Genomic DNA, 14,328 nt, shown 5'->3' on the forward strand with positions numbered 1-14,328 from the left:
ATAAATGAATGCGAGGGGCCGCGAATTTCAGCGGATTTGAAACCATCCGCATGGGGATGGAAATTGCGCAGCGGGAGCATCGTTTCTTCGCGACGTTGGCGCGCAAAACCCGGAGCGAGCCGTTGCGGGAAATTTTCAGCGGCATGGCCCAGGAAGCCATTCGGTTGTATCGCGCATTGCGTGCACGCCTTGGCGAATTTTCCGACGAGGGTTTCTGGGATGATGAAGAAGAGATTCTGCCCTATCTGCAACGCCTGCCCGATGATCTTTTTCATGCCGCGAACGCGGTCAGGGAACGGTTGGGAACCCTGAGCAGCGACCAGCAGGCCCTGGCCCTCGCCATCGAGGTCGAGGATTACCTGGCTGCCTATTTTTCCCGGGCGGCGGGGGAATCGACTCATGCGGAAGGCCGGGAAGTTTTTGACTGGCTCGCGCAAACAAAAGAGCGGCAGGCGCGCGCATTGCGGGAACGACAGGTGCGGCTTGTCGTTGGCAGGGAAGCCGGGTGAGGAACATGGGGCGAACCGGGCCTGGAAGCAGAAACCTTTTCAGGGAAGGAGACGGCCATGAATGTGTTTGATTTCGCCATGCAGATGGAAGTCGATGCAGAAGCATTTTATCGGAAACTGGCGGGCAAAAGTCCCGTTGCCGGGATAAAGAAAATTTTTACCAATCTGGCGGAAGAAGAGCGAAGGCACTACCGGATTTTTCACGATCTGAAAGCGTCCGGCAGTTTTTTCGACGTTCAGGCCTCTTCGGTGCTGGATGAAGCCAGAAATGTTTTTGCCGGCCTGTTGCGTGAACCCGTCGATGTGTCCGTGATGCAGGACAATCTTGAAAGCTATCGCTACGCCATGAAACTCGAGGCGGATGGTGTCGGGTTTTACGAAGATGCCGCCCGGCGGGAGAACGATGCACGGGTGAGGGATCTGCTGCTGCGCATCGCCGAGGAGGAACGCAAGCATTTCAACGTCGTTGAAAACATCTATCGCTACGTCAACGCGCCCAATGAATATCTGGCCTGGGCGGAATTCAGCAATCTGGAGGAATTTCACGCATTCGGAAGAGATGTTGACCTTTGATCAGGGCAACGGCGGCAGCGCCAGGTCCGTTGCGAGGCGAAAAACAAGGTGTGATCCTGACAATGCCCTCTTTTATGGTAGGCGGTTGCCGGTTTTCAGCAGATGTTCCATGGCCATTTCCTGCAAGGGGGGAGCGCAGGTTCGGCTCCGGGCAAGATCCAGGGTGAATTCACCCAGCAGCCGATAGAGCACCTCCTGGTCAGGTTGCCAGTTGCGCAGGGCCCTGAGGTGGTGCTCGACGGTTTGAACGTCCCGCCGTGCGATAGGCCCGGTCAGGGCATCGGCAGGACCGAGGGCAAAGATGTTGTCCAGTGTGCTGCGCACTAGAGGTTCCATCACTTTGCGTGCGGTTGCCGACGGCAGACCGGATTGTTCCAGGCAACTCAGGCTGCAGGCCATCAAGGTGACGAGGTAATTCGCGGCCATGACCATGGAGGCATGATACAAGGGCTTGCATCCCGGGCGCAGCGGCAGCGGTACGCCGCCAATCGTTTCGAACAGCGATGCCAGACGTTCGGTAGCCTGGGGGTCGCCCTCGATGCCGCAATAGGTGCCTGCAAAGCTGGCGACGGCATGCGCCGGATCGGCAAAGCTTTTGACAGGATGGCAACTGGCAAGCAGGGCGTGGTTTTGCCGCACCACGGACAGAATGTCCGCATCAAGGGCTCCACTGCAATGAAAGACGATATCGCCGGGACGCAGGATGCCCGCTTCGGCAAGCTGTACGGCACAGTCGCCGATGACGGCGTCGCCCGTTGCAATCATGGTCAGGTCGGCCGGTGGCAGTTCCTGCAGACGGCAGGGGCGTCCGGCACCGATAAAGTCGGTTGCACGCAGCGCACTGGGTAAGCCGCGGTTGACGATACCCTGGATTTTTATCAGTCCATGGGTGTGCCAGAGTCGGGCCAGGGTTTTGCCGAGCCGTCCGCAGCCGATGATGTTGAGGGTAATCGGCGGCATGTTCACTCCGTCGGACGGGCCTGCAATCGCTCTTTGAGGGCGGCAATGCGTTGCAGGGACTGTTCAATGCGCTGCCGGGAAACCCGGCCCGAATCGATCAGCTTGTGCAGAATGGAGAGCATGCGGCGGGTTGTGTCCGGATGGTTGTCGGCGAGCAGCAGCATGTCAACCCCGGCGTTGAGGGCTTTTTCCACCGTTTCTTCAAGGCTGTAGTGGTCGGCGATGGCGCCCATCGTCAGGTCGTCGCTAAGAACCACTCCCGAAAACCCGAGGTGTTTTCGCAACAACCCATCCACGGTTTTTTTCGACAAGGTGGCTGGTGCCCCGGCATCGAGTGTGGCGTTGAACACGTGGGCTGTCAGCACGGTATCGGCCAGGTTTTCATCGATCAGGGTGCGGAAGGGATCTAGCTCTTTTGCGCTCCAGCTGGCGGTAACATCGACGAAACCCTGATGGGAATCGCCGGTTGAGCTGCCATGACCGGGGAAATGTTTCAGGCTGCACAGAATGCCACGCCGATGGTGGGCACGGATATATTCGCGGGCATGGATGACAACGACAGCCGGATCAGCGGAGAAACTCCGTTCCAGTTTGCCGATGACAGGGTTGTCGGGGTTGCTGTTGAGATCCACCACCGGCCCGAGGTTGAGATTGATCCCCACCTGTTGCAGGCTGAGGGCGATGGCGTCCGACCGCTTGCGGGTGAGGGCGGGATCGTTTATTTTGCCGAGACTTGCCGCTGACACGGTAGCCGGGAAGCCGAATTCCTCCTTCAGTCGCACGATGCGGCCGCCTTCCTGATCGATGGCGATCAGCACAGGCACTGTGCCGGCGGCTTTTTGCAGTTGTGCGGTAAGGGAGCGTAACTGCTCCGGAGAAACGATGTTGCCGGCCGGATGATCGGCGCTTGGCCCATAATTGAAAAGGATCACGCCGCCGAGGTGGCGGCTGCGGATATCCTCAAGGATCGGATGGTTCTCGTCGAGGACGGAACCGGCGAATCCGACCATCAGCAATTGCCCCAGAGGAAGCTCGGCGCCGGCTGCCGGACCGGCGAGTTTTTTAATCGCGGGAACAGCCTGCACGGAAAGGATCAGCAGAATCAGTCCGATGAGGATGCCGACCGGGTATCTGAACTTCGCCGGTATCGATCTGAACATAAAAACTCCGTGGATAAGCAGGGCACCGATGGTCGATCAGCGCGGCCGGGGACGGCGACTACAGCCCGTACACCTGCTGCGCGGACAAGGTTCGCACCCCTGCTGAATCGAAAATCTGCTGAACGTGTTCGGTGTCCTCCACATCGATGATCAGGATGGCGGTTTTGTTGTCGCCAAGCACGGTACCGTAGGCATTCTGGACATTGAGTCCGGCGCGGGCCAGAATGCTCAGCATGTCATGCAGCGCCCCGGGAGAATCCTCCATGCTGACCACCACGATTTCCCGCAGTACGGCCGGATGTCCGGCGCCGGAAAGCTTCTCGCAGGCCCTGTCCGGGCGGTCCACCAGCAGATTCAGGATACCCCAGCCGGCCGAGCTGGTCGACAGGGTCATGGCGCGGATGTTGATGCCGGCGGATTTGAGCACCGCGGTGACCTTTTCCAGCCGGCCCGGTTTGTTTTCCAGAAAAATTGAAACCTGATGCGCTATCATGGCGTCCTCCTAGGATTTTCGACAATCGATGACCCGAACCGCCTTGCCTTCGCTCTTGGGGAGGCTTCCCGGCTCCACCAGCCGCACACCGGGAGTAACCAGGATCTCGTCCCGGACCTCGTTGGCGATGCGGCGGGAGAGTTTTTCCAGAGCCTCGATATCCCCGGTGAACCAGGCCTTCTGCAGTTCGATTTTGACCGTGATCTCGTCGTTGCCGTCGATGGTTTCCAGTTCGATGACATAGTCCGTGCCGACCTCGGCAAAACGCATGAGAACCTTTTCAATCTGCATGGGGAACACATTGCATCCCTTGATGATGAACATATCGTCGGTGCGTCCGGAAATGCGATCCAGCCTGCGGTGGGTGCGCCCGCAGGGGCATTCCCCGGGAATGAAACGTGTCAGGTCCCGGGTCCGGTATCGGATCAGCGGCATGGCATGCCGGTCGAGGGTCGTGAACACCAGTTCCCCTTCTTCTCCGTCCGGTACTGGCTGCAGCGTGTCGGGGTCGATGATTTCGGTAAGAAAAGCATCCTCCCATACGTGCAGTCCGTTCTGGTGTTCGCATTCAAAAGCCACTCCCGGGCCGTTCATTTCGGACAGACCATAGGAATTGAAAGCCCTGACGCCGAACAGCGCCTCGATGCGCTGTCTCTGGGCCTCGGTGTGCGGTTCGGCACCGATAACGAACAATCGCAGGCTGGTGTCGCGCTGCGGGTCCAGGCCCAGTTCCACAAAGGCGCTGTGCAGACGGAAGAGATAGCTCGGGATGGTGTGGATGGCGGTAGTGCCGAAATCCTGCATAAGCTTGATCTGACGTCGGGTGTTGCCGGCGGCGGCGGGGATGACCAGCGCGCCGAGGCGCTCCGCGCCGTATTGAAAACCTAGCCCTCCGGTAAACAGGCCGTATCCGCAGATATTCTGGAACACATCGGTGTCCCGCAGGCCGGCACAGTACAGGGAGCGTGCCACCAGGTCCGCCCACGAAGCGAGATCGTGATTGTCGTGAAAAATCACGGTGGGATTGCCGGTGGTGCCACTCGAACAATGCAGACGTACGGCCCCCTGCTTGGGAACCGTCAAAAATCCGTAGGGAAAGTTGCTGCGCAGATCGTCCTTGGTGGTGAATGGCAGGCGCCTGACGTCATCGATGGTCCGTATGGACTCGGGGCGGATGCCCTGTTTACGGAACAGCGTGCCGTAATAGGGGGATTGCGCGGCTCTGGCAAGACTTTCCTGCAGACGTTGGATCTGCAGAGTATGCAACTGCGCTCGGGGGAGGATTTCAATCTCGGGTTTCCAGTACATGGCGGATCATTCCTTTCAATTATACGATAGGCGTCTGTGCAGTGCTCGCTCGCCGTTTTTTGAATCAAGAATCATCCGGAAACCGTTTGGCTGGGCTTTCGGACCAGGCACTGAAGATAGCAGATTTTATCCTGAAATGGTAGAAAAGCGCAGACGCCAACGCCCCGGAAGGGACTTTTTCCGGAAAAACCGGTAGTCGGCGATGGGAGCGGGGACCCGGACGGACAGGAGCTGGCCTTGTCCAGGTCAAATAGACAAAGGCCCCGGACCGATTGGTCCGGGGCCTTTCATCTGGAGCGGGAAACGGGATTCGAACCCGCGACTTCAACCTTGGCAAGGTTGCACTCTACCACTGAGTTATTCCCGCAACTCGAAGTTGCATGTCGTGCGGCACGGTGCTTGGCATCGGATTGAAAAGCCCCGAACCGAACAGCTCGGGGCTTTGTTCGCTGGAGCGGGAAACGGGATTCGAACCCGCGACTTCAACCTTGGCAAGGTTGCACTCTACCACTGAGTTATTCCCGCGTTTGTCTCGATGCTCCGTGCTGCGAGCGGGGTTATTAATAGCAAATGGCATTTTCCAAGTCAACAAAAAATTCCGGGATTTTTGTTTTCCCCGAAAGGCATGCAACGGCACCGATCTGGCGGCAGGGGCAGGGGAATCGGGGAACAAAAACAAAACCAATTTTGGGACCGACAGGCGCATGGTGACAAAAGAGGGGTTTTACGGATGGTCAAATGACGGATCAGGGTATCCCCTTTCAGGGAGGAGTCTGGTGCTAACGGTAGACATCGATAAACCCCTTCACACGCTGAACGTAGTTCCGGGTTTCAGTATATGGGGGGATGCCGCCGTGCTGTCGAACTGCTCCCGGGCCGGCATTGTAGGCCGCCAGTGCCAGATCCAGATTGCCGTTGAACAGGTCGAGAAGCTTCCGCAGATAGCGGGTGCCGCCACGAATATTGTCTTCGGGATCGAAGGGGTCGGCAACACGCATTTCGCGCGCCGTTTCGGGGATCAGTTGCATCATTCCCTGGGCGCCCTTATTGGATATGGCCTTGGGATTGTAGTTGCTTTCCGCCTTGATGACGGCCTTTACCAAGGCCTTTTCCAGCCGGTTGGCACTAGCGTGCCTTTCGATGATCTCATCGAAAGAGCCGTTAAACGCACCTTTTTTTACACCTGCGGGGGGTGATTCCTTGAGATAAAAAGAGTATTCGGAGGTTGTCGGCGTGTTGGTGAAATGCATGACGCCGTTGCTGTCGACGTAGCGGTAGATATCGGCCTGCACGGCAGGCGTGACGAGGCAAAGAAGCCCCGCATGCATCAATATTGAAACCAGCCATAAACGTGTCATCGTCACCACTTTTCGAAAAACTGTCAGAATATAACCTGAAACAGCGAGTATTTCAAGCCATTTGCTTATGCAAAAACCTTGACAATACGGGGGTCGGTTCCGATAATGACGCCAGTTTGTGAATTATCGGCTGTTTCATTGTTATTGCGTGTTATTGCGGGTCTTGGGCCAACCATCTTCGGAGCATCCACCGGGCAGGGGTCGATTTTCCTTCGGAGTTGCTCTCTCTGGAAGTGAGGCATTGCAGTGAATATTACCACGGATTTTCTTGTTATTGGCAGCGGGATAGCCGGTCTGTCCTATGCTCTGAAGGTCGCCGAGTTCGGCCAGGTGGCGGTTGTGACCAAGCGGGAGATTTCCGAAACCGCGACCAATCTCGCTCAGGGCGGCATCGCCTCGGTGCTTTCCTCCGAAGATTCCTTTGCCGCCCATGTGCGCGACACGATGGTGGCGGGTGCCTACCTGTCCCATGAAGATATTGTCAGGCTGGTTGTGCAGCGGGGGCCCCAGGCCATTGCCGATCTTATCCACTGGGGGGTCCGTTTCAGCAAGAAGGATGATGACACCTACGATCTGACCCGCGAGGGCGGACACAGTCGCCGCCGCATCCTGCACGCCAAGGACATGACCGGGCAGGAGATCGAACGGGCGCTGGTCGAAGCGGCGCACGCGCATCCGAATATCACCATTTACGAGCACCATATCGCTATCGATCTGATCACCGACGCCAAGGCCGGGTATCGTGCGCGGCAGCCCAACCGCTGTCTGGGGGCGCATGTCCTCGACATCAACGGCGGCAGGGTGCATACCTTCGGGGCGCGGGTGACGGTACTTGCCACCGGGGGGCAGGCAAGGTTTACCTTTATACCTGCAACCCCGATGTCGCCACCGGCGACGGCATCGCCATGGCCTACAGAGCCGGGGCCACCATCGCGAACATGGAGTTCATGCAGTTTCATCCCACCACGCTTTTTCATCCCAAGGCCAAATCCTTTCTGATTTCCGAATCGGTTCGCGGGGAGGGCGCAATCCTGCGACGTCGCGACGGTACGGCGTTCATGAGCCAGTATCATGAATTGCGCGACCTTGCGCCACGCGACATTACGGCCCGCGCCATCGATAACGAGATGAAGATCCACGGGGATTCGAGCGTATTTCTCGATATAACTCACCGCGATCCGGATTACATCCGCAACCGTTTCCCGCATATCTACGAAACCTGTCTGAGTTACGGCATCGACATGACCGTCGAACCGATTCCGGTGGTACCGGCGGCCCACTATATCTGTGGCGGAGTCAAGGTCGATCAGTGGGGAGAGTCAGACCTTGTCAACCTGTTCGCCATTGGCGAAGTGGCCTGTACAGGATTGCATGGGGCGAATCGCCTGGCGAGCAACAGCTTGCTGGAAGGCGTGGTGTTTGCCGAACTCGTGGCGCAACGTGCCCTGGCGCGGATCAAGGAAAAGCGGGAGGAGGCCCCGGCTGTGAAACCCTGGGATTACGGCAAAGCCACCGACAGCGACGAGGAGGTGGTGGTCGCCCATAACTGGGATGAGATCCGGCGCAGTATGTGGAATTATGTCGGTATCGTGCGCACCAACAAGCGTCTCAAGCGCGCATTGCGCCGCATTCAGATGATCAAGGATGAAATCACCGAATATTATTGGGATTTCTATCCAACCTCCGACCTTATTGAACTGCGCAACATCGCCACGGTTGCCGAGTTGATCGTGCGCTGCGCGCGATTGCGGCGGGAAAGCCGCGGCCTGCACTACAACCTCGATTACCCGGACAGGGATGATGTCAACTGGAAAAAGGACACCCTGATACGGAAGAAACTATAGGCTGTATCCTCCGCAACTTCGGATGGATACAGCGTGGTTTTCATATGGGAAACGAGGTTGTGGAGCATGGCAGCATCCATTGTGTAAACTCGAACGAAATGCTGGGAGCCGGTTTTGACAATCGATGAAATCAGGCAGCGGATTGACGCTCTCGATGACGAACTTCTCAAAATATTCAATTGCCGGGCGGGGCTGGCCCTCGCCATCGGCGAGCTCAAAAAAGCCGAAGGGCGGGCGGTCTATGACCCCAAAAGGGAACAGATGATTTTTGAGCGTATGAAGGCGACCAATCCCGGTCCGCTCGACGATGGTGCCATTGTCCGGTTGTTCGAGCGTGTCATCGATGAGACCAGGCGGTTGGAGCGTATCCGGACGAAGGGAGAGTAAACGATGCTGGTGGTGATGAAATCAACCGCTACGGAGCATGATCTCAGTGAACTCAAGGAATATCTGGTACGGCGTGACTACGATTTTCACCAGTCGACCGGAGCCAACCGGGTGATCATCGGCGTGATCGGCGATACGGCCCGGCTTGATATAGACGCCCTCAAGGCTCTGCCTGGTGTGCTGGCGGTTTTTAAAATTCCGCAAGAGTAAAAGCATGGAACGGGGCCGGTTATCGGCCCCGTTCCATATGGCGGCGTTTTATGAACCGATAAAGAATCATGTTTGAATACCCTGTTCGCTGATCAACAGGATGATTCCAATTCCACCAGAATGATGTGTTCCTGAGGGATGTGCACGGTAACAAGATCGCCAACACGGTATTTTTCCCTGCCGATATGAAATGCGATCAGCGGCATGCCGATATCCACGCCGTATTCCACCAGATGCGGTTTGTACGATACCTGCGCAATGCGCCCCGCAAAGGAATTCTCTTTTTCACCATCGTTGGGCGGCCCCAGGTAAACATGTTCCGGACGAATCGCAATTTTGACATTCCCCTGGAACGGACTGGGCTTTTTCAGCGAAACCTCATTGATCCCTATCGAAAGGCCATCCGACACGCCCGGGAAAATATTCTGCGTTTTCAGAAAGCGCACAATGAACTCGTTAAGGGGCCTGGTTTTTAAATTTTCCAGTGTATCCACCTGAATCAAGTGCCCATTGTTCATGATTGCGATGCGGTCGGCGACCGAGGCCGCTTCCTCGAAATTGTGGCAAACGTGGACAAAGGTAGCGTTGGTTTTTCTTTGCAGGGCCTGCAGTTCCTTGCTCATTGTGGCTCTGAGGTTTTCGTCCAGCGCCGAGAGCGGTTCATCCAGCAGCACCACGCTTGGTTGTGTGGCCAATGCCCGCCCCAGGGCCACGCGCTGTTTTTCACCCCCACTGAGATTCAGCGGCATCCGCTGACGGATATATTCTATCCCGAGCGATGAGATGATCTCATCGCGGATCTGGACTATTTCATGTTGCGGCAGTCCTTTTGCCTCAAGCCCGTAAGCGATGTTTTTTTCAACTGTCAGGTTTGGAAACAAGGCATAGTCCTGTGGTACATACGCGATATTGCGTTCCTCCGTGTACAGGGGTGTAATGTCTTCGCCATCCACCAGAATGCTGCCTTCGGTTTGCCGGTACATGCCGACCAGATATTCAATCAGCACGGTTTTTCCTGCTCCGGTCGGCCCCAGAAGAACCATGTATTCGCCATCATTTATGGTCAGATTGATGTCTTTAAGACAGAATCCTCCCAGATTGCCGCTTAAATTCCGAATTTCTATCATAAGAAAATTTGTCTCCTTACCAGATGTAGCCTTTGGCGCCGATGCGATGCATGGCATAAACGGAAAGGCCGCCGATGATGACCAGAATAAAGGCCAGGGCAAAGCCGTATTCTACGTTGCCATATTCGATCTGGGCCCAGATGGCCACTGAAAGCCAGTCGGCCTGGTCGATGTGCAACGCCTGCTCCAGATCACTGAATCGTGCAGGGGGCAATTCCCGGAAGGTACCGCAGAAAAACAGCACTGCGCCGAATTCGGCCATCGCTCTGGTCCACGCCAGAATGATGCCGGCCACCAGACCACTTTTGGCCAGTGGCAGGGTAACCGTCCGGAAAGCTCGCCATCGGCTGCTGCCCAGGGATCTGGCCACCTGTTCGAAGCGGGGATTGATGCTGTCGAAGGTGGCTTTCCACGCACTCAGCCCCAATGCAAAAGACAAGATGAAACTCGCGATGATCATGCCCGGGAATATGCTGTGGGCAAAACGAAAGCCCAGTTTTTGCTGAAGATCCCAGAACGGTCCGTAGTTGAACATGACGATGAGGCACAAGCCCACGGAAGAAGCCGGAATGACGAGCATCGAGGAAAACAGCACATCGATGATGACTTTTCCCCGAATTTTGTAGCGGCTCAGCGCGTAAGCGGTGGGAATGCCTATCAGGGTGGACAGTATGGTGGTGATTACGGTGATCATCAGTGTGAGATTCAGCGATTTCCAGAAATACGGGTCTTTCCAGAACCCCCCCGCAAACATGTTGAGGATCTCGCGATCCTCTCCCCACGAGGTCAGATTCCGGGTTTGAACAGCCGCTTCCGTGACAAACAATTGATCAACGTTGGTCAGAAACAGATACGCCGAAAAAAGAAACAGAAAACCGGCAAAGCTATAAAAAAATGTCTTGAAAATCAGCCGATCACGGGACTCCGCTTTTTGAGGCCGCGCGAGGCTGTCGGTTGTTGTGGCGGACTGCGGTTCACCAGACACTGCTTTTTCCTCCTATGAGCCTCATGGCGGACATGGCGGTTATCGCCATCAGGATGCAGACTATGGTCATGGATGTTACCCATCCCATCATGCCGCCGTTCCAGTCCAGGTAGATGGCGAAGGGCATAATGTCGGTCTCTCCCTCCGACGCGCCCACAAAAAGCATGAGACCTTCCCATTCCGCGGCGGCTCGGGCCCAAACCACAATCATGCTTGCAAGGATGCCGTTTTTTGCCATGGGCATCACGACCTTGAAAAAGGTACGGAAGTTGGAAGCTCCCAGCGAGCGGGATACGGATTCGAACTTGGTCGGGATCATGTCGAAGCTGGCCTTCATAAGCCTGGTGCAGAAAGCGCAGGTAACCGTAAACTGCACCAGCAGCACACCGTAGACATTACGACCGATGTAGATGTTGTAATGTTCGCTGATCATGTCAAAGGGGAACCTGGTGGTGATGCCAAACAGAAAAGCCCCGATGACGGCCGGCGAAACGACTATCGGCAGATCGATAACGCTCGCAAAAATATTGCGGCAGGGAAAGGAGAACCTCGACAAGGCATAGCCGGCCGGGATGCCGATCAACAGGGCAACAGAGGTCGAAACCGTCGAGGTCCAGACCGTCAGCCAGAATCGCTGCCACATTCTGGCCTGGGTAAAGAAATGAATGGTGTCGTTCCATCCCAGATAGATCCAGTTGCTGGCGATCAGAAGAAGATAAAACGTTATCGCCACAAGCGTAATGGAAATCGTGAGCGCCGGCCACCATCGTCCACGGATGACAGATACTTTTGGCATGGCAGGCGACCCTCCTAGGAACCCGAGCGAACAGTTTTGCGCTGGCGTTTGACTTCGCCAATGAGGTCTCCAACGGTTTTTGCATTGACCGGATACCGTTCGTCCTTGACCGCCGTGGCGGCATTGACCAGGTGCTTCATGTCCTGGTCCGTTGTGTTGTCCAGGCAGAAACCCTGTTTATCTACGGCAATATTCGGGTCTACGGAATAGGCATGTTTGTGAAATATGTGACGGGCCTCATCGGAGAGAATGAAGTTTTTGAGCTGCTCCGCTTCGTGTTTGTATCGCGCAAATTTCAGGGTGGCAACAGGCAGGCGGATTACGCCCCGGTATTTTTGCTCGATGGGGATGATTTCCACATCCCGCAGGTACAGCACGGCAGTTGTTGACCACACGATGGTGGCGTCGATGGCCCGATGCTGCGCCGCGTTGCCAAGTTCCGGAATACATTTGGCACTGAGCACGGCGTTTTTTTGCACTTCTTTCCAGATACCGGCTTTTTTAAAAGTCTTTTCGTGCCAGATACCTACGGCGCATGATTTAGGATTGCCCAATCCCACCCGAACACCCGGTCGCGCGAAATCCTCAATTTTGGTGATATTGGCAGGGTTGCCCTTGGGCGTGATGATGACGGTTACAAAGTAGGCCGGTATGTCCGTCTTCGGGTTGTAATTTTCGACAAATCCTCGCTCCTCTGCCTGCAGCAGATAGAACTCTTCCCCGGGCATAAACAAATCGCCCTGGCGGGAACGTGTAATGTCAGCGATAAAATAGCCTGAACCTTTGTAGGAAAAGTTGACCTTCTGGTCGGGGTGTTTCTTTTCCCACTCCTGCTTGATTTCATTGAGCGAAGATCTCTGGCCAACTCCGGCGTGGAACAGAAGTTCTTTTTGATTGCCGCCCATGGCGTGGAGCGGGGTAAATAAAAGGGCACAAAATAAAAGACAGTAAATATTTCGTTTCATTGCTGATCCTTTCCGGCAAGATGCCGTGTTGTTGAAACGCATTTAAAAGATGACGCTTTTAAACTTGTACTCCCACTGCAAAAAAGCCCAGGTCGCCTGTTTGTGCGATGCAACGTTTTCAGCGAATTCGTCAGGCCAGAAATGCCCGAAGCCCGCCATGAGCGTGTGGTTTTTGAAATAAGTTAAAGTCGCGAGGATGTCGATTTCCTTGCCCACGTCACTGCCACTGGCGCCTGTTGGATCACGGTACAGCTTTTTATTGAGGGACCAGCCGTCATGGCGATCCGCCAGACTGAATTGATGCACTTCCCCTTTGATTGTCAGCCAGTTGCGCGGTTTGACGGTAAGGCTGGCTTCGAGGTCTTCCAGGTTGCTCCAGGAAAAAAGATTCATGCGCCCGTACATTTTATCCTTGGCTCCGAAAGCTTCATGGAAGGTTTCATTTTTACCGTCCTTGGGGTTGCTGTCCCCCGAGGCATAGCTGTAAGAAATGCCCAGGCGGGGTTTCCAGGCGGTGGGGAAGGTGTAGGCAAGCATGGCGTGATAACCGTAGGCATCAATGTCATCTTTGGCAAAATCCCCTTCCTCCTTGAGGTAGGTTCCCTCCAGATCCCATCCTTTCATCGAGGCTTTCAAGTGTGCGCCGACATACCACGAATCGAGATTGTCTGCCGTTTTGTTGACCTCGCCGGCGTAATTCGGGTGATCGTCCTTTTTGGTGAATGCCATTGGTTCAAAGACAAGTTTAAGCGGCTTTTCCAATAGTTCGAAGTGGCCATACACTGCCAGGCTCTCATAACCATGCCGATGATTGAGGCTGAAGCTGTTGACTTCATGCAGCATGGTCTGGCCGTAGAAGACATCCACGAAGCCCCGGTTGAAGACCCAGGACAATTTGGCGGCATCCCAGATCCATCTGCCGGAGTTGCCCCATTCGCCAGGGCCAAAAACCCGGTTGTCGCCATAGGCAATTTTCTGCCGCCCCGCCTTGAATCCAAGGCCGGAATCCAGGATATCCTTGACATCGATGTAGGTCTCGTAAAGCTCCAGGCGGTCTTTCTGCGGATGGTTGATCCTTTCAAACGTCTTGTTGTAAAAATCATTATCCGATAGGGCATAATCCCAGACCTCCGCATGTTGTCCCCAAAGAGCGACATGGATGTTTTTTGTAGGATACCAATCCAGCCCCATTCTCAGCCTTCCCAGCAAAAAACCGTCATTGGCTTTGCCCGCTCCGGGATTGTCTCCATAAAATTTCTGGTTAAAACTATTCTGGAATTCGTATCTTGCCCTGACATGAGTGCTGAAAGTAAGCTTTGGTTTGGAGGCTTCCTGGGCCTGTACGCAAAAATTACGCGACGTGAGAACTGCGGGTATGATGAAGTTAAAGACAAAAGCCAATAAGCAGATTTTTGAAAAACGAAGTTTTCCTTTTGACATTTTTCCCTCCATGTTTTGGATTAAAATTTCCTCCAGGATCAGCTCGGCTAAAATTTAAAATAGACATAGATAAGATAGTGTGCACCCGGAAACTCTGGATGGATACCGAGTGGTTTGCATACGCAAAACGCACAATTTTCCGTGGTGGCAAAAAAATTAAGGGGTTGCGCGGAGGCGTAAATCGGTACACGTGTATCGCGCGCAGGATAGCAA

Annotated in this window: 14 protein-coding genes, 2 tRNA genes and 1 pseudogene; 5 read left to right on the forward strand and 12 right to left on the reverse strand. The window is 55.1% G+C overall.

Annotated elements, in window-relative coordinates:
• Positions 1-8: 8 nt before the first annotated feature.
• Positions 9-509, forward strand: a complete 501-nt coding sequence (locus A6070_RS05320) for a ferritin family protein (protein ID WP_072287378.1) — start codon at positions 9-11, stop codon at positions 507-509.
• 57 nt (positions 510-566) lie between these two features.
• A complete protein-coding gene (locus A6070_RS05325; protein ID WP_072287379.1) occupies positions 567-1,082 on the forward strand; it encodes a ferritin-like domain-containing protein in 516 nt (171 codons plus the stop codon).
• Between the two features lie 72 nt (positions 1,083-1,154).
• Here the strand turns inward: A6070_RS05325 and A6070_RS05330 are convergent, their stop codons facing one another.
• The 7 genes from A6070_RS05330 to A6070_RS05360 form a co-directional block, all read right to left on the reverse strand.
• The gene (locus tag A6070_RS05330) at positions 1,155-2,042 is read right to left on the reverse strand and encodes a Rossmann-like and DUF2520 domain-containing protein (protein ID WP_083558757.1); all 888 of its coding nucleotides are present in this window, start codon (positions 2,040-2,042) and stop codon (positions 1,155-1,157) included.
• A 2-nt stretch (positions 2,043-2,044) separates the two neighbouring features.
• Positions 2,045-3,202, reverse strand: coding sequence for a glycoside hydrolase family 3 protein (locus A6070_RS05335; RefSeq protein ID WP_072287380.1), 1,158 nt, complete (start codon positions 3,200-3,202; stop codon positions 2,045-2,047).
• 58 nt (positions 3,203-3,260) lie between these two features.
• Positions 3,261-3,695, reverse strand: a complete 435-nt coding sequence (locus A6070_RS05340; protein WP_083558759.1) for an ACT domain-containing protein — start codon at positions 3,693-3,695, stop codon at positions 3,261-3,263.
• 9 nt (positions 3,696-3,704) lie between these two features.
• Positions 3,705-5,003 carry a phenylacetate--CoA ligase family protein gene (locus A6070_RS05345; RefSeq protein ID WP_072287381.1) on the reverse strand — a complete coding sequence of 433 codons (1,299 nt, stop codon included), beginning with the start codon at positions 5,001-5,003 and terminating at the stop codon, positions 3,705-3,707.
• A gap of 292 nt (positions 5,004-5,295) precedes the next feature.
• Positions 5,296-5,370, reverse strand: a tRNA-Gly gene (locus tag A6070_RS05350).
• An 83-nt stretch (positions 5,371-5,453) separates the two neighbouring features.
• A tRNA-Gly gene (locus tag A6070_RS05355) sits at positions 5,454-5,528 on the reverse strand.
• A 254-nt stretch (positions 5,529-5,782) separates the two neighbouring features.
• Positions 5,783-6,361: a lytic transglycosylase domain-containing protein gene (locus tag A6070_RS05360; RefSeq protein ID WP_072287382.1), complete on the reverse strand. Its 579-nt coding sequence runs from the start codon at positions 6,359-6,361 to the stop codon at positions 5,783-5,785.
• A 246-nt stretch (positions 6,362-6,607) separates the two neighbouring features.
• Between A6070_RS05360 and nadB the strand changes: the two are divergent.
• The 3 genes and pseudogenes from nadB to A6070_RS05375 all read left to right on the forward strand — a co-directional run bounded on the left by nadB (position 6,608) and on the right by A6070_RS05375 (position 8,802).
• Positions 6,608-8,205: pseudogene (gene nadB / locus A6070_RS05365) on the forward strand (L-aspartate oxidase).
• A gap of 114 nt (positions 8,206-8,319) precedes the next feature.
• Entirely contained in the window at positions 8,320-8,592 is a 273-nt protein-coding gene (gene pheA / locus A6070_RS05370) for a chorismate mutase (protein WP_072287384.1), read from the forward strand.
• 3 nt (positions 8,593-8,595) lie between these two features.
• Positions 8,596-8,802 (forward strand): hypothetical protein, encoded by a 207-nt coding sequence (locus A6070_RS05375; RefSeq protein ID WP_072287385.1) that lies wholly within the window; start codon positions 8,596-8,598, stop codon positions 8,800-8,802.
• 92 nt (positions 8,803-8,894) lie between these two features.
• Here A6070_RS05375 and A6070_RS05380 read toward each other — a convergent pair whose 3' ends face one another.
• The 5 genes from A6070_RS05380 to A6070_RS05400 are packed head-to-tail and all read right to left on the reverse strand — an operon-like array spanning position 8,895 to position 14,127.
• The gene (locus A6070_RS05380; RefSeq protein WP_072287386.1) at positions 8,895-9,929 is read right to left on the reverse strand and encodes an ABC transporter ATP-binding protein; all 1,035 of its coding nucleotides are present in this window, start codon (positions 9,927-9,929) and stop codon (positions 8,895-8,897) included.
• 16 nt (positions 9,930-9,945) lie between these two features.
• On the reverse strand, positions 9,946-10,914 hold the full coding sequence (locus A6070_RS05385; protein ID WP_072502010.1) for a molybdate ABC transporter permease subunit: 969 nt from the start codon (positions 10,912-10,914) through the stop codon (positions 9,946-9,948).
• Positions 10,904-11,710, reverse strand: a complete 807-nt coding sequence (locus tag A6070_RS05390) for an ABC transporter permease (protein WP_072287388.1) — start codon at positions 11,708-11,710, stop codon at positions 10,904-10,906. The genes A6070_RS05385 and A6070_RS05390 overlap by 11 nt, the downstream gene beginning before the upstream one ends.
• 14 nt (positions 11,711-11,724) lie before the next feature.
• Complete coding sequence (modA, locus tag A6070_RS05395) at positions 11,725-12,717, reverse strand: molybdate ABC transporter substrate-binding protein (RefSeq protein WP_083558763.1); 993 nt, start codon at positions 12,715-12,717, stop codon at positions 11,725-11,727.
• Positions 12,718-14,127 carry an alginate export family protein gene (locus A6070_RS05400; protein ID WP_083558765.1) on the reverse strand — a complete coding sequence of 470 codons (1,410 nt, stop codon included), beginning with the start codon at positions 14,125-14,127 and terminating at the stop codon, positions 12,718-12,720. It abuts the gene before it with no gap.
• Positions 14,128-14,328: the final 201 nt, after the last annotated feature.

Origin of the sequence: Syntrophotalea acetylenica (assembly GCF_001888165.1) — a bacterium.
GTDB classification, from domain to species: domain Bacteria; phylum Desulfobacterota; class Desulfuromonadia; order Desulfuromonadales; family Syntrophotaleaceae; genus Syntrophotalea; species Syntrophotalea acetylenica.